Origin of the sequence: Caballeronia sp. LjRoot29 (genome assembly GCF_964252755.1) — a bacterium.
Classification (GTDB): Bacteria; Pseudomonadota; Gammaproteobacteria; order Burkholderiales; family Burkholderiaceae; genus Caballeronia.
This window is the reverse complement of the sequence record NZ_CAXUPU020000008.1, coordinates 61,432-81,566: the sequence shown is the minus strand read 5'-3', so window position 1 is coordinate 81,566 and position 20,135 is coordinate 61,432. Positions and strand designations below refer to the sequence as shown.

14 protein-coding genes and 1 pseudogene are annotated in these 20,135 nt (G+C 59.7%); 7 read left to right on the top strand and 8 right to left on the bottom strand.

Going from position 1 to position 20,135, the window contains the following annotated elements:
* Positions 1-933, bottom strand: a complete 933-nt coding sequence (locus ACSQ83_RS11960; RefSeq protein ID WP_414948424.1) for a LysR substrate-binding domain-containing protein — start codon at positions 931-933, stop codon at positions 1-3.
* A 269-nt stretch (positions 934-1,202) separates the two neighbouring features.
* Here ACSQ83_RS11960 and ACSQ83_RS11955 point away from each other — a divergent pair, with 269 nt between their 5' ends.
* The 4 genes from ACSQ83_RS11955 (at position 1,203) to ACSQ83_RS11940 (ending at position 6,032) form a co-directional block, all read left to right on the top strand.
* Positions 1,203-2,795, top strand: coding sequence for an ABC transporter ATP-binding protein (locus ACSQ83_RS11955; protein ID WP_414948425.1), 1,593 nt, complete (start codon positions 1,203-1,205; stop codon positions 2,793-2,795).
* On the top strand, positions 2,792-3,898 hold the full coding sequence (locus ACSQ83_RS11950) for an ABC transporter permease (protein WP_414948426.1): 1,107 nt from the start codon (positions 2,792-2,794) through the stop codon (positions 3,896-3,898). The genes ACSQ83_RS11955 and ACSQ83_RS11950 overlap by 4 nt, the downstream gene beginning before the upstream one ends.
* A gap of 8 nt (positions 3,899-3,906) precedes the next feature.
* The gene (locus ACSQ83_RS11945; RefSeq protein WP_436228260.1) at positions 3,907-4,836 is read left to right on the top strand and encodes an ABC transporter permease; all 930 of its coding nucleotides are present in this window, start codon (positions 3,907-3,909) and stop codon (positions 4,834-4,836) included.
* Positions 4,837-4,928: 92 nt separating this feature from the next.
* The gene (locus ACSQ83_RS11940; RefSeq protein WP_436228259.1) at positions 4,929-6,032 is read left to right on the top strand and encodes a BMP family ABC transporter substrate-binding protein; all 1,104 of its coding nucleotides are present in this window, start codon (positions 4,929-4,931) and stop codon (positions 6,030-6,032) included.
* A gap of 147 nt (positions 6,033-6,179) precedes the next feature.
* On the opposite strand, the gene ACSQ83_RS11935 is transcribed toward ACSQ83_RS11940, so the two are convergent.
* The 4 genes from ACSQ83_RS11935 to ACSQ83_RS11920 form a co-directional block, all read right to left on the bottom strand.
* Positions 6,180-6,389: a dodecin gene (locus ACSQ83_RS11935; RefSeq protein ID WP_089164580.1), complete on the bottom strand. Its 210-nt coding sequence runs from the start codon at positions 6,387-6,389 to the stop codon at positions 6,180-6,182.
* A 1,164-nt stretch (positions 6,390-7,553) separates the two neighbouring features.
* On the bottom strand, positions 7,554-8,045 hold the full coding sequence (locus ACSQ83_RS11930) for a hypothetical protein (RefSeq protein ID WP_299712521.1): 492 nt from the start codon (positions 8,043-8,045) through the stop codon (positions 7,554-7,556).
* 375 nt (positions 8,046-8,420) lie between these two features.
* On the bottom strand, positions 8,421-8,867 hold the full coding sequence (mscL, locus tag ACSQ83_RS11925) for a large conductance mechanosensitive channel protein MscL (RefSeq protein ID WP_436228258.1): 447 nt from the start codon (positions 8,865-8,867) through the stop codon (positions 8,421-8,423).
* A 267-nt stretch (positions 8,868-9,134) separates the two neighbouring features.
* Positions 9,135-10,550, bottom strand: coding sequence for a DUF2252 domain-containing protein (locus ACSQ83_RS11920; RefSeq protein WP_436228257.1), 1,416 nt, complete (start codon positions 10,548-10,550; stop codon positions 9,135-9,137).
* Between the two features lie 465 nt (positions 10,551-11,015).
* Between ACSQ83_RS11920 and glgX the strand changes: the two genes are divergently transcribed.
* Complete coding sequence (gene glgX / locus ACSQ83_RS11915; RefSeq protein ID WP_414948431.1) at positions 11,016-13,214, top strand: glycogen debranching protein GlgX; 2,199 nt, start codon at positions 11,016-11,018, stop codon at positions 13,212-13,214.
* Positions 13,215-13,580: 366 nt separating this feature from the next.
* On the opposite strand, the gene ACSQ83_RS11910 is transcribed toward glgX, so the two are convergent.
* Together ACSQ83_RS11910 and ACSQ83_RS11905 are read right to left on the bottom strand one after the other, a co-directional pair.
* Positions 13,581-14,774 carry a tetratricopeptide repeat protein gene (locus tag ACSQ83_RS11910; protein WP_436228334.1) on the bottom strand — a complete coding sequence of 398 codons (1,194 nt, stop codon included), beginning with the start codon at positions 14,772-14,774 and terminating at the stop codon, positions 13,581-13,583.
* A 246-nt stretch (positions 14,775-15,020) separates the two neighbouring features.
* Positions 15,021-15,701 carry a PspA/IM30 family protein gene (locus tag ACSQ83_RS11905; RefSeq protein WP_414948432.1) on the bottom strand — a complete coding sequence of 227 codons (681 nt, stop codon included), beginning with the start codon at positions 15,699-15,701 and terminating at the stop codon, positions 15,021-15,023.
* Positions 15,702-16,086: 385 nt separating this feature from the next.
* Here ACSQ83_RS11905 and ACSQ83_RS11900 point away from each other — a divergent pair, with 385 nt between their 5' ends.
* Entirely contained in the window at positions 16,087-16,500 is a 414-nt protein-coding gene (locus ACSQ83_RS11900) for a DUF2177 family protein (protein WP_436228256.1), read from the top strand.
* Between the two features lie 186 nt (positions 16,501-16,686).
* Here the strand turns inward: ACSQ83_RS11900 and ACSQ83_RS11895 are convergent.
* Positions 16,687-16,959, bottom strand: a pseudogene (locus ACSQ83_RS11895) (plasmid mobilization protein); the annotation flags it as partial.
* Positions 16,960-17,636: 677 nt separating this feature from the next.
* On the opposite strand from ACSQ83_RS11895, the gene ACSQ83_RS11890 reads away from it, so the two are divergent.
* Positions 17,637-20,123: a penicillin-binding protein 1A gene (locus ACSQ83_RS11890; RefSeq protein ID WP_414948434.1), complete on the top strand. Its 2,487-nt coding sequence runs from the start codon at positions 17,637-17,639 to the stop codon at positions 20,121-20,123.
* Positions 20,124-20,135 lie beyond the last annotated feature (12 nt).

Genomic DNA, 20,135 nt, shown 5'->3' with positions numbered 1-20,135 from the left:
CTAGGGCGTTTCGATCAGCGAGCGGGTGGCGTCGGCGACGAGGTGGCGGAGCCACCTCACTTCATCGGAGTAATGGCAGCGCTCGTGCCACAACTGGTAGTACTGCATCGGCGGGAAATCGAGCGGGGCCGGCACCACGGTCAGCGGCAAGAATTTGGCGTAGTGATCGGCGAACAAACGGGTCGTGGTGAACACGAGATCCGACTTGATCAGCACGTACGGCGCGAGATTGAAGTAGGGCAGCGTAACGACGACATGTCGCTTGAGGCGTTCGCGCGCCAGATGCACATCGATCGCGCCGCGCTGGCCCACGGAATAGGGCGTAGGCGCGAGGTGCGGCGCGTTGAGATATTGATCGAGCGTAAGCGCGCCGCGGCGGGCAAACGGGTGATTCGAACTGACGAGACAAACAATCTTGTCGACAAAAAGATTCGAGAGATGCAGTTGTTCAGGCGGCTCGGGCCAGTTGCCCACCACGATATCGAGCTTGCCTTCTTCCAGCGCGAGTTCGTAATCGAAAGCGGGGCCGAGCGAATGGAATTCGAGCGTGGCATTGGGCGCGGCTATCCGAAAGCGCTCCACCACGGTCGGCACGAACAGCACGTTCAGATAATCCGGGCAGCCAATGCGATAACACCGCACGGACGTCGAGGGCTCGAAGTTGTGCTGCTGAACCTTGATGCGTTCGATTTCGCGCAGCGCGTTTTGCGTGGGTTCGAGCAGGCGCAGGCCGTATTCGGTCGGCACCATGCCTGCTTTCCCGCGCACGAGCAGCGGATCGCCGGTGATGTCGCGCAGGCGCCTGAGCGCTGCGCTGATTGCAGGTTGTGACTGATTGAGCTTGACGGCCGCGCGCGTGACGCTGCGCTCCATCAAGAGGGTATGAAGGACGCGTAACAGGTAAGTGTCGATCGCTTCGCGTTGCTGACTCATCTTCTCTCCAATATACGGTCAGGCTGATCGACCAAGGTGCAGAACATATTGTTTTTAATATGACACATTGTTTCCGTCAAGCTGGGCATACCCGCAAGCACATTCGTTGCACGCTGTGCAACACCGTGCTGTTGCTAATTGCGCGCACTATTTTGAGCAATCGACGGCTCGCACTGTTTTGGGTATCTTTTACTCGCAGATTGCATGTTTCCGTTGCTGCCATGCCGGTCATCCCGGTTTTGCGCAATTTCCGCACTTTCTGAGTCCATATGGGCGACGCCATTTCCTCATCCATTCAGCCGGGCGGTGCGCGACCATCGCGCCTCGCGCTTCACGGCATCAGCAAGCAATATCCCGCCGTCAAGGCCAATGACGACGTGACGCTTATCGTCGAACCGGGTGAAATCCACGCGGTGCTCGGCGAGAACGGCGCGGGCAAGTCGACGCTGATGAAGATCATCTACGGCGCGGTGCGTCCGGACGAAGGCGAGATCCAGTGGAACGGCGAGACGGTCGAGATTGGCAGTCCGGCAGCGGCGCGAAAGCTGGGTATCGGCATGGTGTTCCAGCACTTTTCGCTCTTCGATACGCTGACGGTAGGCGAGAACATCGCGCTCGCTCTCGACGATAAATTCGACCTGAAGACGCTCGGCAAGCGGATCCGCGAGGTCTCGGCGGATTACGGTCTCGATGTCGATCCGCAACGCCACGTACACAGTCTCGCGGTGGGCGAACGCCAGCGCGTGGAGATCGTGCGATGCCTGCTGCAGAACCCGCGCCTGCTGATCATGGACGAACCTACGTCCGTGCTTACGCCGCAAGCGGTCAAGAAGCTCTTTACGGTGCTGCGACGGCTGGCGTCGGAGGGATGCAGCATTCTCTATATCAGCCACAAGCTCGACGAAATCCAGGCGCTGTGTCAAACCGCAACCGTCATGCGCGGCGGCAAGGTGACAGGGCGCGTCGATCCGCGCAAGGAGACACACGCATCGCTCGCACAACTGATGGTCGGTCATTCGCTGCCCGACTACACCCGTCGCGAACATACGCCGGGCGACGTGAAGCTCGCGGTGAAGAACTTATCCGTTGTCAGCCCGGATCCGTTCGGTACGTCGCTGCAGGACGTGTCGTTCTCCGTGCATGCGGGAGAAATCTTCGGCATTGCGGGGGTATCGGGGAATGGGCAGGCCGAATTACTGGCCGCGCTCTCAGGCGAGATCCGCGATAAACACGTGGCCCCCGATGCCATCACGATCATCGGCCAGTCCGCCGCGCGCTATAGCGCGGGCGGACGGCGCGCGCTCGGCTTCGCCTTCGTGCCCGAGGAACGGCTCGGGCGCGGCGCGGTGCCGGCCATGTCGCTGGCGGAAAACGCGCTATTGACCGGACATCGCGAACATATGGTGCATGGCGGCTGGATCAGCACGAAAGCCATGCGCGCGTTCGCCGACCGCTGCATCAGCGCCTTCGATGTCCGCTGCGGCGGCAACGGCGCGCTCGCGCAAAGCTTGTCGGGCGGCAACTTGCAGAAGTTCATCGTGGGACGGGAGATCTTGCAGGAGCCGAAGGTGCTCGTGGTCGCGCAACCGACCTGGGGCGTCGATGTCGGCGCGGCGGGTTTCATCCGGCAACAGCTACTGGATCTCGCTGCGCGGGGCGTGGCGATCCTCGTGATATCGGAGGAACTGGAAGAACTCTTCGATATCTGCGACCGCATTGCCGTTCTCGCTCGCGGCAAGCTTTCGCCGGTCCGTGAGACTGGTTTGACCAACGCAGAAGAAATCGGCCTCTTCATGGCCGGTCTCTTCGATGGCAATCGTGCCGACCCCGTCGCCCTCGACACCACGGCCCCGACACAATGAATTTTCCTTATCGACTCGAAGCGCGGCCTGCGCCGTCTCGCACCATGCAGCTTGCCGTGCCGCTGATCGCCGCGGTGCTGACGTTGATTATCGGCTTCCTGATTTTTACGCTCGTGGGCCAGGACCCGGTGCGCGCGATGCACGGCTTTTTCATCGAGCCATTGTCGAACGTGAATGGCTGGTCCGAACTTGTTCTGAAGGCGTCGCCGCTGTGCCTGATCGCATTGGGGCTGGCGGTGGGATATCGGGCGAACGTTTGGAATATCGGTGCTGAAGGGCAGATGTTATTAGGCGGGATCGTGGCGGGTGGCATAGCGATTCATGTCGGCGATGCCACCGGCTGGTGGATCCTCCCGCTGATGATGATTGGCGGCGTGATAGGCGGCATGGCGTGGGCGGCAATTCCTGCGTTGCTCAAGAGCCGCTTCAACACCAACGAGATCCTGACGAGCCTGATGCTCACGTACGTCGCGACGCAGTTGCTGATCTACCTGGTCAGCGGTCCGTGGCGCGACCCCGAAGGCATGAACTTCCCGATCTCGGCGATGTTCGGCGATTCAGCGCAATTCCCGCGTCTTTACGCCGATTGGGGCTGGGCCTGGTTGAAGGGCACGCGCATCAACGCGTCCGTGTTCCTGACGGTCATCGCAATTCCACTTGTATGGCTCTTCATGCGCAAGAGCTTCGCGGGGTATCGGATGAACGTGGGTGGCCTGGCGCCATTAGCCGCCCGCTACGCCGGCTTCTCCGATAAAAAGGCCATCTGGACCTCACTGCTCCTGAGCGGCGGTCTGGCCGGGCTGGCAGGCATGGGCGAAGTCGCTGGGCCTATCGGGCAATTGCAGGCGAGCTGGTCGCCGGGGTACGGCTTCACGGCGATCATCGTGGTGTTTGTCGGACGCTTGCATCCGGTTGGCATCGTGCTCGCCAGTCTTTTGATGGCGTTGCTGTATCTCGGCGGCGAAGCGGTGCAGACGTCGCTGCAATTGCCGCAGGCGCTCGCCGGTGTATTCCAGGGATTGCTGCTGTTTTGCCTGTTGGGGGCAGACCTGTTCGTCAACTATCGCGTGCGGCGCCGGGTCTCCGCGCACGCGCATTCGTAGATAAAAACATGGACATCAATCAGGCCAGTTCGCTTGCTTCAAGCGCCGTTGTAGCCGCCATTCCGCTGATGTTCGCCGGCGCCGGGGAGCTTGTCGCCGAGAAATCGGGGGTGTTGAACCTGGGCGTGGAAGGCATGATGCTGATGGGCGCCGTCACCGGCTACGCCGTGACCGCGATCACCGGCAATCCGTGGCTGGGCATCGTGGGCGCGATTGTCGCGGGCGTGCTCATGTCGCTTGTGTTCGCGTTCCTCACCATCACCATGCTCGCGAATCAGGTTGCCACGGGGTTATCGCTGACCATATTTGGCATTGGGTTTTCGGCGTATATCGGCAAGCCTTATACGTCGGCGGCGGTGCGCGCGACCATCGATGTGCTGCCCATTCCCGGCCTTACATCCATTCCCGTGATCGGAGCCGCGTTTTTCACGCTGACGCCGCTCGGTTATCTCGCGTTCATCATGTTTGGCGTGATCAGCTGGTTTTTATATCGAACGCGCGCGGGACTGGTGTTGCGCTCGGTTGGCGAGTCGCCATCGGTGGCTCACTCCGTGGGTTTTCCGGTGATCGGCGTGCGTTATGGCGCGACGCTTTTCGGCGGCGGCATGGCGGGGATTGCGGGCGGTTATTACTCGATTGTTTATCTGCATTTGTGGCAGGAACAGTTGACGTCGGGGCGCGGCTGGATCGCTCTGGCGCTGGTCGTGTTCGCGACGTGGCGCCCGGGGCGGCTGCTGATCGGCGCGTTGCTGTTCGGCGCGGTGATGGCGCTGCAGTTCTACGCGCAGGCCATTGGCGTGCCCATCCCGACGCAGTTCCTCGCGATGCTGCCGTACGTCGCGACGATCGTCGTACTGGTGCTCATCTCGCGCAATCCGAACACGATCAAGCTGAATGCGCCAGCGTCGCTCGGCAAGCCGTTTTTTGCGGCTAGCTGACAACGAACCACGGCTCGATTTTGCGATTTTGGCCAATGAAACTGCGGCACCATTTTTACAAACATTATCGAACCATCGACAGGAGAAGCACGATGAAGAAAAGCTGGCTGAACACCTTGGGCGCGGCCGGAGCCGTGGGCACGATGCTCGCGCTATCCGCCGCGATGGTCGCCGGTCCCGCCCGGGCCGCTGATGCGCCGGGCGTTGCGTTCGTGTATCTCGGCAATCCCGGCGATGCGGGCTGGACCTTTGCCCACGATGCCGGCACGAAGGTGATGGAGGCCAAGTACGGCAGCAAGATCAAGATCACGCGGGTGGAAAACGTGCCGGAGTCGGCGGACTCGGAGCGCGTGTTCCGCGATCTGGCTGCCAAGGGCAACAAGGTCATCGTGGGCACCAGTTTTGGTTACCAGGACTTCCAGTTGAAGGTGGCGCGCGACTATCCGGACATTACGTTCCTGACCGCGACGGGTTACAAGAAGGCGAAAAACTTCGGCGTCTACGATAACCGCATGTACCAGGGCGCCTATCTCGCTGGCGTCGCTGCCGGTTACGTCACGAAGACGAACACGCTGGGCTTTGTGGCATCGGTGCCGATTCCCGAAGTGATCCGCAACATCAACGCTTACACGTTGGGCGCGCGTTCGGTGAATCCGAAGATCCACACAAAAGTGATCTGGATTAATAGCTGGTTCGATCCGGGCAAGGAAAAGCAGGCGGCGGAAACGCTGATCGGGCAGGGCGCGGATGTGTTGCTGCAGAACACCGATTCGAATGCGACGCTGGCGACGGCTGCCGAGAAGAAGGTGTACGCATTTGGATGGGATTCGAACATGAAGAAGTTCGGACCGAGCGCGCACCTGGGTTCGGTGGTGCAGCATTGGGAGGTGTATTACGACTCGATGGGCCAGCAGCTTCTGGATGGTAAGGTCAAGACCGATCCGGTCTGGCTGGGTATGCCGCAAAAGGCGGTGAATCTTGAGGACGTGAATACGGCGGTGGTGCCGGCCAAGGCGATTCAGGCAGTGGACGCCAAGCGTGAAGAGCTGCAGAGCGGCAAGTGGGACGTGTTCATGGGTCCGATCAAGGACCAGTCGGGTGCGGTCAAGATTGCGGCTGGCCAGAACCTGACGGATCCGGAATTGCAACGTATCAACTGGTATGTGGAAGGCGTTGACGGGTCGTTGCCGAAGTAAATTGGCGCGGGGCAGTTTGCGAAGTCGCTGGCAGGACATGCGATTTCGCAAAACTTACCTGCGGTTTGTCATCGTTTCCGTCATAGGAAAAAGAAAAGGCCGCGCTTCGATGAAGTGCGGCCTTTGTTGTCTGCGTCGCGATTAATCTTAATCGTCGATTCGCAGTCCAACTTTAAGCGTGACCTGCCAGTGCGCGATCTTGCCGTCCTCGACTTGCCCGCGGGTGCCGATGACTTCAAACCAGTGCAGGTTGCGGAGGGTTTTTGAGGCTTTTTCGAGCGCGACACGAATGGCATCGTCGCTTGATTGGGTCGATGACCCGGTGAGTTCGATTTGCTTGTAGACGTGATTGGTCATTGTGGCTCCTTTGATTTTCTGCCTGGCGGCATTGCACAGTTATGTGGCGTTCGTAGGACTTAGCAAATCATGCGCCTAGGGTGGGGTGTTCGTGGGGCGTGGTGGGTTGCCTTGTTCTGGCGTCAGTGGTCTTAGTTTATGCCGGGTTGCTGCTTTCAGTGTTCGGGGTTTACTTGGGTTAGCCATTCTCTTTATCACTATTAGCCACTGTGCGTGGCGGCACGTCATTTCTTTGTCCAAAGCGACAAAGAAACGAAGCAAAGAAAGCGCTTTTAACAGCTCTACCCTAAGTGTCCACAGCGTGCAGTTTTGATTCATGGGTGCCCCAAAAGCACGGTGCTCGCAAGAGCGAAGGATGTTTGAACCCCTCCTTCTCGCGAATCCTGACAGTAAAACGCTTCGCCCCGTACGCTCTCGGGCAAGCATCCTTGCCGCAGAACCTATACGGCCTCACGCGTACGCATGGGCGCGCGCTCCTATACGAGTATGCGTCGCCGCCCGCGCTCTCGGGTAAGCATGATTTACCAAGACGTGCGCGACTTCACGCACATTTAGTATTTAGGTATTCGTGGGCTAACTGCCTGGTCCGCGCGGCATATTCGTGGATCACAGCCTGATGCGTATTCACGGTTTCAGTTTCTAGTGAATTGGCTACGCAATCCAGAGTAATTTTCGTCGGTCACGGCCTGACACAGTTTGGTGAGTTCGTTTCTTGGTGGGTTGGCGACGTGGTTCGACGTGCGTACAAATTCGGTGGGTGGTTTACGCGGATAGCGCGGGGTGCTCCTCGGGCAGGTTCAGTCACTGGTGGCGAAGCGTGGGGTATCTGTGTTCGGAGAAAGAGGGGTTCACACATCCGTGGCTCTGGCGAGCACCGTGCTTTTGGGGCACCCATGAAATGGAACTGCACGCTGTGGACACTTAGGGTAGAGCGGTGAAAGCGTTTTCTTTGCTTCGTTTCTTTGTCGCTTTGGACAAAGAAATGACGCGCCGCCACGCGCAGTGGCTAATAGTGATAAAGAGAAAATCCGAGTCAGGCAGACCAAAAACCTGGAAAGCCCCAACCCGGCAATAACTCAGACCGCTAACGCAAGAACCTGGCATAACCCAGAACAGCAACCCCAAGACCCACCAAAACCCCGTCCACCGGTGCGAACAAACTACCTACCGTAGTGGCCTTGAAGCCGCATCCCCCGCATCCTGCCGCCGCGCGCCGCGCCTGCTCCTCGCACTCGCCGATGCTCCAAACTCGCTCAAAATCTGCGTCCGGACCCGGCTGGCAAACACCAGAAACCCGAACCCGTTGGCTTCATACCAATACCCGCCATTCTCAAGCCCATCGAGCGGCTGCTCCAGCGCGTTCGTAATACATTCGATACACCGCCGATGCAACTCCTCCACCGCTGGATACGGCGGTTGCGCGCCACGAACGCTGCAAAGAAGAACATCGAGACCGGGCAGGACATGCGCATACAACACCGGCTCATCCTGTGCGCGGGCGCGTGCAATCTTGGTATCGAGTTGGCCGAACGGCTTGAAATGCCTAAGCACGGCGAGGAAAGACTCGTCACCGTCGACCTTTGCGCGTCTACGCTTTTTCGGGAAGGACATAAAAATTCGCCTGAAAAAGAATTGCAAAAAACGCAGCGTCCTCATGCGGCCACTCCCGTCTGGCGGGCCGCTCGTTTGTCTGGACACATCGATCTTTTATAGCACATCGAAGTGGTGGCTTCACGGCGATTCAGTTTAGGACACCGCCAAGCCGGTCATGCTCAACCGGCCCTCTCGGTGGCGCACAAATCATGCCGATAATCCTGCTGCGGCTCGCATGTTTCTGTCTCAATAATAGACCTACGAAACCCCGCTGCGATGAAAATTCGCCAGAAAATTCAAACGCGTGTCATGAATGCCACCAACTCCCCGATTGCATCCAAAAAACGAAAAAGCCCGCGACGACGCCGTCACGGGCTTTCCTGGAACACCGGCTGTCTTGAAGACTCAAGGCAGACGCTTGCCTCACACACACCTAGGTCAAACCCGCGGTGACGTCTTCAGCGAATCACGGATCTCACGAAGCAACAGCACGTCTTCCGGCGTCGCAGCAGGCGGCGGCGCGGGTTCTTCGGCCCGGCGCAGCTTGTTAATGAACTTGACCATCAGGAAAATGATGAACGCCAGGATGAGGAAGTTGATCAGCACGGTAATGAACGAGCCATAACCGAACACGGCGACACCCGCCGTCTGCAAGTCTTTGTACGAATCGGGATTGCCCTTGAAAGTGGGCGGAATGTTGCCGAGCTTGATGAACATGTTGGAAAAATCAAGTCCGCCCGTGACCAGCCCCACGACTGGCATGATCAGATCCTTGACGATCGAATTGACGATGGTCGAAAACGCGCCGCCGATAATCACACCGACCGCCAGATCCATCACGTTGCCCTTGAGGGCGAAGCTCTTGAACTCCTGAATCATGCTCATGCGTTGCTTTCTCCATTAAAGATCATAAGAATCGGCAGCAAAGGATGTGCCATTCGACGACGTCTGCGTTTCCTCTCGCAGGTTGCATTTCAGCCGCCGTCCCGGCATTGCGTAACTGTTCAGGCTTTTACCGTTTTTTAAACGAATGACGACAATGATAGCGAATCGGTCGCATTTGCGTCCCGGGTTTTTCGACTCATCGGCGGATTGGACAGGGTTTGGCGGATGGATGCTGCTCGCTCGTCTCCTCGTTTCCCCATCGCACTGCTACGCTTTCTCTGGTGGCGCCGCTATCACCCGGCCCTGCGCAATTGCCGCGACGAACGAGGCGTGGTCGACGACCGTCTGCGCGCCGTACCCTTCCGCCCATCGTGCATAAGCTGCATCCAGACGGTCTGAGTTACCGCAATAACCGGCAATCAGGGCGGCGTCGCCGGTGCGCGCATGAGCGCGTGCGAGCAGCAAGCCGAGACACCACGCGTAGAAGTCGAAGGTCGCGCCATGCAGCCAGTCGACTGGAATCGAGCCACGCATATTCTTCATCTGCCGCACGTAGAAATCGCGGCCTGAAATAGTCGTCCAGCCGAGCAACGGGTCAGAGGAGCTTTGCAGCAAGCGCTGGCCGTGTACCACGCGCCGACCCTGGTGGCTGAACGGCTCAGAGAGCGCGGGCACGAAGGGCGCGGCGGCCGGCACGATGCCTTCCTTGACCTGCATGAAGAGCGGATCGGCATGAGCCCGCCCGAGCAGCAACAGCAAATACGCGCGTGTCCCGACACTGCCTACACCCACCACGCGATGCGCGACATCGACGACGTCGTAGCGCTCGAGCATCGTGCGCCACTCGCCTGCGATGGTCTGCAAATACCCGCGCAGCCCTTCGGTCACGTGGTTTTTCTCTGCGGCATCGAGACGGGTCAGGATTGGCGGCTCGTCGCGAAAACGCCAGCTTTTGCCGTCCGGCTCTGCGACGCGGGCCAGCATGGTCGCGTGACTACGCTTGGTCGCGCGCTCGACAGCCTTCGCAATGGTCGCCTTCTCGGGCGAATCGAGCGTAACCGGCGCTTCGATATGCAACACGCTCGCGTACGAGCGCATCTGCCACAACTCGTACGCGGGAACTTGTGCCAGCGTGGACATCGTGGTGCGGTAGGCAGCGCAGGCGGTGCGTACAGCGCGATCGCGGCCGGCTGCGTCGACGCTGTTTTCGCGCGCCGCCACATTGATGCTGGCGGTGAGCCGCTTCAAATCCCATTCCCACGGGGCGACCAGCGTTTCATCGAAGTCGTTCAGATCGAAAACAACGTCTTGCCGGGGCGTGCGGAACAGGCCGAAATTGTTCAGATGGGCATCGCCATCAATCATCACCTGATGCCCGATGGACGGCGTGTGCGCGAGATCCCACGCCATCACGGTTGCGGCGCCGCGCAGGAACGCAAACGGCGACGCAGCCATGCGCGACATGCGCAGAGGGATCAGCCGCTCCTGCCGGCCCGCGTTGTTGGCGAGCACGCGTGCCACGGGGTCCGGGCGGCCACGTTCCGGCTGCCAGTTTGCGTGCGCGTCGAAGGGGATCGAGTCGCGCAGCGAGCGGCCAAGAGCACGGCTTTCCTCAGCGTTGCCAGTGGCCGTGCCGGATAAGCTGACGGGTGGACTTGCGGTTTTCGTAGGCTGAGTGGGCAAGACGGGTTTCCTCGGATTGATCGATATCGTAGGGTGCGCGCAATTCTAATGACGGGGTGATGACTGCGGCGCTTCGCCCGACACGATGGCCAGAAACAAAAAGACCCACGAGCACAATGCGCGCCCATAGCGTTTCCGTACAGACCCGGGCGCCCAAAACGAAGGCTGGCGGTTTCTTTTTCCGCTTCGAAACGAGCAAAGCCATTCCGCGCGCAATATCAAACCTGCAGACCCACTACCAATAGCTGTCCGAAAATGACCCTCTGCAATAGGCACGAAACCTGCTGTTCTTTCCTGCCTCTGGGCTCGGGATGACGCTGCAAGCCGCACGCGGTAATCCATCCCCATCCCGGCGAAAACAGGCTAACCACACACGGTGCGGCGGGTTGAACCGCTACCAGCAGCACCGATTGAAGCACCGATCACATATCGACTGAAGCATCCAACACCTGGACACACGCATACATGGCACACGATATCCGCATTGCCGAAGGCTCGCCGTTTCCCCTGGGCGCAACCTGGGACGGCGAGGGCGTCAACTTCGCCTTGTTCACCGCGCACGCCACGAAAGTCGAACTGTGCCTCTTCGACGAAACCGGCGAGAAAGAACTCGAACGCATCGAATTGCCTGAATATACCGATGAAGTTTTCCACGTCTATCTATTCGGTTTGAAACCGGGCGCGGTCTATGGGTATCGGGTGCATGGTCCTTATGAGCCCGAGAACGGGCATCGTTTCAATCCGAACAAGCTGTTGCTCGACCCGTACGCGAAGGCGCACGTGGGCGAGTTGACGTGGGACCCGGCGGTGTTCGGCTACACGTTGAATGCAGACGGCGATGACCTCACGTTCGATGAACGCGACAGCGCGCCGTTCGTGCAAAAGTGCCAGGTGGTCGACCAGAGCTTTTCGTGGGTCCACCCGACGCGCGTTCGCGTGCCTTGGGAACAGACCATCTTCTACGAAACCCATGTGCGCGGTTACACGAAACGTCACCCCGCCGTACCCGAGAATTTGCGCGGCACATTCGAGGGATTGGGCACGAAGGAAGTGATCGAACACATCAAGAGCCTGGGGGTAACATCAGTTGAACTGCTGCCCATCCAGGCGTTCGTGAACGACAGTCATCTCACCGACAAAGGCCTCACCAACTACTGGGGCTACAACACGATTGGCTTTTTCGCCGCCGATCCGCGCTTCTTCGCGCAAGGCCCGGGGGCTGTTGCGGAACTCAAGCAGATGATCGACCGCTTCCACGAAGCGGGTCTCGAGATCATTCTCGACGTGGTGTACAACCACACCGCCGAAGGCAACGAACGGGGCCCGACGCTGTCGTTCAAGGGTATCGACAATGCTTCGTACTATCGGCTGCCTGAAGACAAGCGTTATTACATCAACGATACCGGCACGGGCAACACGCTCAACCTGTCGCATCCGCGCGTGCTGCAGATGGTCACCGACAGCTTGCGCTACTGGGTCACCGAGATGAATGTGGACGGTTTCCGTTTCGATCTCGCGACCATCCTCGGCCGCGAGACCTACGGTTTCGACGAAGGCGGCGGATTTCTCGACAGTTGCCGCCAGGACCCGATTCTCTCCAGCGTGAAGCTGATCGCCGAGCCTTGGGATTGCGGCCCGGGCGGTTATCAAGTGGGTGGTTTCCCGCCGGGCTGGGCGGAATGGAACGACAAATACCGCGATACGGTGCGTGAGTTCTGGAAGGGCGAAGAGGGCGTGGCGGCAGAGTTGGCCACGCGCATCACAGGCTCCGGCGATAAATTCAATCATCGCGGCCGCCGTCCTTGGGCGAGCGTGAACTTCATCACCGCGCACGACGGTTTCACGCTGAATGACCTCGTCTCGTATAACGAGAAGCACAACGAGGCAAACGGCGAGGACAACAACGACGGCAGCTCGGACAATCGCTCATGGAATTGCGGCGCGGAAGGCCCGACAGACGACCCTGAAATCCGCGCGCTGCGTGAACGCCAGAAACGCAACATGCTGGCAACGCTGCTGTTCTCGCAAGGCACGCCGATGATCCTTGCCGGCGACGAATTCGGCCGCACGCAACAGGGCAACAACAATGCGTATTGCCAGGACGACGACATCAGCTGGGTCAACTGGGACATCGACGACGACGGCCGCGCATTGAACGACTTCGTGCGCAAGCTGACGACCTTGCGGCACACGTTGCCGGTGCTGCGTCGTGGACGTTTCCTGACGGGCGAATTCCATGAAGACCTGCAACTTTCCGATGTCAAATGGCTGAGCCCATCGGGCGAGGAACTGACGCCGGAACAGTGGGACGATCCGTCGATGCGCTGCTTCGCGCTTGTTATCGATGGACGCGCTCAGGCAACGGGCATTCGCCGTCCTGCATCGGATGCCACGCTGCTGCTCGTGATCAACGCGCACCATGACGTGGTGGACCTGACGCTACCCGAGATTCCAGGCAGCGACCAGTGGAGTTGCCTGATCGATACCAATGCGCCGATCCGCGAAGAACTCGAAGACTTCGATTCGGGCGCGATCTATCAGGTGACCGGACGGTCGCTGCTCTTGTTCGCGTTGCATGCGCGCGGCGCGACGAAGCGGATTTTCAAGCGCCTGGAAGAAGCGCTCACCGATGAAGTCGATCCGGAGGCGGGTAACGCAACGTAAGACGGCGTTATCGACGACCGCGGGTTCGTAACGGCTATCATGCGGGTCATGAACCTTGACCCGCTGTTTTGCTTACCTTGCCGCCCGTGGTTTCCGTCCGCATCGCCGTCTTCCGTGCAGTGCACCCAGTCGATATGATCCTCGACGCAATCATGCGTGTCGCGAACTGGGATCAACTGGAGCGCATCTGGGAATTTATCGTGGGATTCTTCAAATTCCTCTGGGCGTTGCTGCGCTTTCTCGGGGGCGGATGAAGTCTCGCCTCGTGTCAAATTCACGCGCCAAATAAAAAAGCTCCGGATGAATCCATCAGATTCGTCCGGAGCTTTTTAACATTCAGCCGACGCTTGAAACTCGACGCTCAGTTCAGGAGTTGTCCCAGTTGCCGGAATCATTGCTGCCCAGGTCGACGCCGCCACCGTTGTCGCTCCAGTCGTTCGAGCCGTTGCCGAAGTCGAGGCCGCCGCCGTTGTTGCCGTCGTTACCGCGGCGACGGCGCAATTCGTCGTCATCGACCGGCACTTCGCGTTCGATCACGCGCTCGCGATTGCCGCCGGACATTGCCTCACCCAGCAGCACGCCCGTCAGCAATCCACCCATGCCGCCACCAAAACCACCGCCTTGCTGCACGATGACCGGCGGCTGCTGTTGCGGATAAGGCGAATAGGGCGGCTGACCTTGTTGCGGGTTGCGGCCGAATCGCTCAGCTTCCTGCGCATAAACCGACTGTCCATCTGCGCTTGCTGGTGCAGCGGTTGCGCGCGGATCGGGCCGGCCTTCTGAACGCGCCCGCACGCTGTCGATCTGGTTCGACAGATCCTCGATCGCGTACGGCGGCACGGGGTTTTTCGAATTCGACAACGCTTCGACCATCTGGCGCAATTGCGTTTCGATACCTTCGACTTCCTGAAGCATCGCTTCATGCCCCGGTTGCGTCGATAAACGCACGTCGAGCTTCAGCGAGCGGACGTCGTTGAGCAATTCGGTCGCGCGCTTGAGTTGCGTGCGGCGCTCGGCATCGGCCTGGCCGTCATCGTTCGAACGCGCGCGTTTCAGACCCCAGCGCAACACGAGTGCAATTCCGACGAACAGGACCGCAAGCAACACCCACATGCCCATTGAAGGCCCATGTTTTTCGGGAGCTGCGACGGCGCCTTGATTGAACGGATTGCGCGTGACCGCGGTGGAGGTCGAGTTAGACGAGTTGGACGTAGTAGCCGACGAATTCACCCGGTTCGCGTCCGAACGGATACGCGCTTCCATCGCGTTAAAGCGCGACGGATCGGTGAATTTAATGGCTGGGTCGAGCGTGCGCGCTTGTTGAACCTGGGCGAGCGCGTCGGAAGAGCGACCTTCGCGATCCAGCACTTGCGCGTACAAATAATGCGCCTTGGCGTTGTTCGGATGCGCCTGCAGCACTTCTTGCAACTGAGCGTCGGCCTGACTCCAGTTGCCTTGCGTCATCGACTGCTCGATCTGACCGGCGGTCGGCACGGCGGCGAAGGCCGTTGCCGAAACCAGCATCAGCGATGCAATTACGGCCATCACATATTTTTTCATTAGCGGACCGGGGCGTTTCGCACCCGTCTCCATTCCATGCGACATTTCGATGCAATTCCCCAATGCTGCCCGCAGCGAACCGCGCTACCGCGCCGTTCGCTGCGCCTTTGACCGCGCACAGACTTGAGGTTGCCCTCATTAGTGCTTCACGCGGTCAGGCGTTCGCCCCAAAAAGGGCGCAAGCCTTGGTCCTGCTTTATTCTCAAGATGGCAAAAAGCCTTAGTGCCAGCCCGAGGGCCGGCACTTTACTGCGCCGGCGTGTTTATTTGCTTCTTGAGCGCTTCCAGGCGATCTTCGACAGACGGGCCGCGCGTGAGCGCAGCGAGTTTGTCTTCGAGCGCCTTGCCGCTCTTCTGATCGGCCGAGTTCAACCGGGCATCCGAGCGTGCGTTCGATAGCTGCACCTTGTCTTCCAGCTTTTGAAAGTCTTCCGACAGGTTCTTGCCGCCAATACCGCCCAGCGCCGTTGCCGCGACATCCTTGGCCGTTGCAATCTGCTGCTTCGCTTGAAGAATGTTCGAGCGCGAATTGAGCTCGTTGCGCCGCTGGCGCATGTCGTTGATCTGCTGCTTCAGGTGATCAACCGACGGCACCAGCGTCACCAGTTCAGCAGCCAGCGCGTCGCGTTCTGTTTCGGCGTTCGCCTGTGCACCCAGAGCTTCGCGTGCAAGCGCTTCGTCGCCGCTTTGCAGCGCGCGCTTGGCGCCGTCTTCGTACTTCTTCGCCTTCTCGGCGGCAACGTCACGCTTGCTTTGTTGCGTGGCGACCTGCGCCTCGATTTCGATCAGCGAATTTTCGGCCTTCGCGATACTGTCGTCGAGTTCGCGCACAATCTGGCGAGCGTCCCGCGACGGGTCCTGCACGGTGTCGGCGGCGTCGTTCAACAGGCCCTTGACGGTGCGCGAGATGGAATCCAAAAGCGACATGAGTTTCCTCCTGGAAATGAAGTCGGCTGCCAGACAGCAACGTTCGATGAAACTTCCATGAACGTTTGCTGCTGTTTGATTAAGCGCGGCGCCCGAGGCGTCACGCGTCGGATAAATCGGGCCGGGCGCACGGATTGCAAGCTCGCCAATGCACATTTGTTGCGAAGCTGGAATCCGCGCAGTGCCGGCAGGTTCGGCCGACTGGCCCTGATCGTAGGCCAATGTGACAACCCGGGCGCGGCATCTGATTTTTGCCGGGCTATTAAACCACGCGACGGCTTAAACCGGGCTTAATCGCATTCTCTTAACGGTACACCATGCGCTTGATTTAGCGAGTACCGACGCGGAAATTGAAGCTTTTCAACGAAATAAGAACGGATTCTTCATGTCAAAAATGATCGTCGTTGCATTCGCCGTCACAGCGGTGGTTTTCCTGGTTCTCGATGCGATCTGGCTTGGCGTGATTTCGCGAAGTTTGTATCAACGGGAGATTGGCGGATTGTTATTGGCAAAGCCCAACTTCGTCGCGGCGGCGGTTTTTTACGTCATTTACATCGCGGGGATGGTGTATTTTTGTGTCGTGCCGGGCATAGTCGAGCAGAGCGCCCTGCGAGGATTGATGAACGGGGCAATATTCGGCATCGTCGCGTATGCCACGTACGACCTCACCAACCTCGCCACGCTGAAAGGCTGGAGCACGACCCTCGTTTTCGTCGACGTGGCATGGGGCGCCGTGGCGAGCGCAGCCGCATCGGCCGTTGCGGTCGCAATCACAACGCGCGTGGTCCCGCTCGACTGAGCCGGCTGGCTTGCCGGGCAACTTTCAGGAACGTTCGGGAAACGATGCGTCTTCGTCCGATTCATCCGGCGTACCGAAGTCTTCCCCGGAATCGCAGGTCTGCGGAAGGACGTCGTCCGTGTCCGGTTCAAGCGCGGGCAATGGCTTCGGCCCTTCGGCGGCCAACGTGCGTTTGCTGGCTACCCTGGCAACCTGTGCCGCTTCCCGCGCCTCGCGGGCGGCTGCCCGTTCGGCGACCTGCCGCAGCGCGACATTCAACGGGTCGGGGGTTTTCGGCGCACGCAATCGGTCTACGAGACTGGCGGCTTTCACCTGTTCGCTGGTCGCATTGAAGCTCAATACGGCGCGCCGCATGAGTTCGCTGACGCTGACGCCAAGGACGTCCGCAGTGCTGGTGATCGCAAGTTTCTGCGCGGGAGTAACAAAAACAACGATGCGTTCGCTGGGTTTGGTAGTCATGAGCGCCTCGCTAAGCAGGGCTGGCAAGTCAGAACGGCTAAAAATCCAACACGGGCAACGCCATTTGATGCGTTTTCGGCGTACGCGGCGGTACGGCAAACCACGCAACCAACGTGTCCATCATATCGTTTTGCCAACCTCTCGTCGCGCGGGCGCACATCGCCGAGCCACGCTTCGGACGCGGCCCGCATCATCCACTTGCAATATTGAGATGGCGGTGCTAATGCCGCCTCCGCGATAGCTTGAAGAGCATTGGTTTTGACGGGCAAACTTGCCACGACGGCCCGTTACACGGGATTTACTTACAAAAAAATCGTGCCACTGCCGGTGCTGGGCGCTCGAATTCTTTAAAATGCGCTGTTATTCTCCGCGGGGCCGTGAGTGTTGCAGTTTTTCTTACAATCCGATAACGGCCAAACGCGGCGGGCAAACGCGGGAACGCGCAGCCAGTCCGGGGGCAACGGCACGCGACGCAGCAGTCTGGACAGATTTTCATGGAGGCGCCTGCTCGGTTTGAGTTGAGTTGAGTGCTTCCAGGTATCGATCAGGCTGCAGCGCTACACATCGGCTACACGGCGAAGCTGGCCACGGCTTTTCCTCACCCCAATATTTATCGTTACGCGGTTTCATGGCGTTGCGCACCGGGCGCCTTAAGGGCGCACCGTTCAATCCAAGTCATGCCAATCATCAAACGACCGAATTCCTCGAACGCTCCACGCGATGACCGGGATCAAGATGGTCCCAATCGTTACCGTCAACCCACCACCAAGTCTTCAGCCGGACCCTCGATCGCGGTGCGCATCGTATTGTGGTTCGTCGGGCTTATTGCCGTCGCGGCGATAGTCGGCGCGCTGATCATTGGCTATGCGCTGGTCGTGATGGGGCCGAACCTGCCGTCGCTTGAAGCGCTGACCGACTATCAGCCGAAAGTGCCGCTGCGCGTCTATACCGCGGATCACGTGCTGATCGGCGAGTTCGGCGAGGAGCGGCGGCGGATCGCGCGCTTCGACGAGATTCCCGACCAGATGAAAAAGGCCGTCCTCGCGATCGAGGATTATCGTTTCTATGAGCACGGCGGCGTGGATTTCATCGGCATTGCGCGAGCGGGCTTGAGCGATATCACGCATGGCGGCGCGTCCCAGGGCGCCAGCACGATCACCATGCAGGTCGCGCGTAACTTCTTCCTCTCGAGCGAGAAGACCTACACGCGCAAGGTCTACGAAATGCTGCTCGCGTACAAGATCGAGCGCGCGCTGACAAAGGACCAGATTCTCGAGCTGTACATGAACCAGATTTATCTGGGCGAGCGGGCGTACGGGTTTGCATCGGCGGCGCGGGTGTATTTCGGCAAGGACCTCAAGGACCTGACGCTCGCCGAATGCGCGATGCTCGCAGGTTTGCCGAAGGCGCCGTCGGCGTATAACCCGGTCGTCAATCCGAAGCGCGCGAAGGTGCGTCAGCAATACATCCTGAAGCGCATGCTCGACTTGAAGTACATCACGCAAGCGCAATTCGACCAGGCCAGCGCCGAGGAAATTCACGCGCGCGTGTCCGGGACGGAGTACAGCGTGCATGCGGAATACGTCGCGGAAATGGTGCGCCAGATGATGTACGCGCAGTATCGCGACGATACCTACACGCGTGGCTTTTCGGTGACCACGACCATCGATTCCGCCGATCAGGAAGCGGCGTATAACGCCGTGCGCAAGGGCGTGATGGATTACGAGCGGCGCCATGGGTATCGCGGGCCGGAAGGGTTCGTCAATCTGCCGACGAACCAGGACGACCGCGACGAAGCCATCGATGACGCGCTCGCCGATCACCCCGATAACGGGGACCTGATCGCGGGCGTGGCGACGTCGGTGAATGCGAAGCAGGTGGTCGTGACGTTCGTCAACGCTGACCCGGCGACCATCACCGGCGACGGCTTGCGTTTCGCGGCTGCCGGCTTGCGCAGCAATGCGTCGGCGGCGGTGCGGATCAAGCCGGGTTCCATCGTGCGCGTGGTGCAGGACGCGAAGGGCAACTGGAGCATCACGCAGTTGCCGCAGGTCGAGGGCGCGCTGGTCTCGCTCGTGCCCCAGGACGGGGCGATTCGCGCGCTGGTCGGCGGCTTCGACTACAACAAGAACAAGTTCAATCACGTCACGCAGGCGTGGCGCCAGCCGGGCTCGAGCTTCAAGCCGTTTATCTATTCGGCATCGCTGGAAAAGGGTCTTGGACCGGCAACCATCATCAATGACGCGCCGTTGTATTTCCCGCCAACCTCGCCAGGTGGTGACGCATGGGAGCCGAAGGACGACGACCAGCCTGATGGTCCCATGTCCATGCGCACGGCGTTGATGAAGTCGAAGAACCTGGTGTCGATCCGCATCCTTTCTTACATCGGCACGAAGTACGCGCAGGATTACGTCACGCAGAAGTTCGGTTTCGATGTCGACAAAACTCCGCCGTATCTGCCGCTCGCACTTGGCGCCGGTCTTGTCACGCCGCTGCAACTGGCCGGTGGATATTCGGTGTTCGCCAACGGCGGTTCGCGGATCAATCCGTACCTGATTGGCGAAGTAGCTGATGCACGCGGCACGGTAATTTCGCGCGCCAATCCGCTGATTGCCGGCAGCAACGCGCCGCAAACGCTCGAACCGCGCAACGCATACGTCATGAACAGCTTGCTGCATTCGGTTGCGACCGGCGGCACGGGCGCTGGCACCAACGTGCTCAAGCGCAACGATCTGCAGGGCAAGACGGGTACGACCAACGACGCGAAGGACGGCTGGTTCGCGGGTTACCAGCATCAACTCGTGGCGATCGCGTGGATGGGTTACGACCAGCCGAAGTCGCTCGGCGGCCGCGAGTTCGGTGCACAGTTGGCGTTGCCAATCTGGGTGGAGTTCATGCAACGGGCGCTTGCCAATGTTCCGCAACAGCAAATGGCGATGCCTGAAGGCCTGACGACCGTCGACGGCGAGTTGTTCTTCGCCGATAAAACCCCGGGCAATGGTTTTGTTGCGAGCATCGGTGTGGATTCAGCGAATCCGGTCGAAGCGGCAAGCGATGCAGTGGGCGGTGTCGGCCCTGCCGGACTGACGCCTCCGAGCGTACCGCCGCCCAGCGTGAATCCGACCGAGCGGAAAGAGATCATGGATCTCTTCAAGGGGCATTGACAGAGGGTTGTT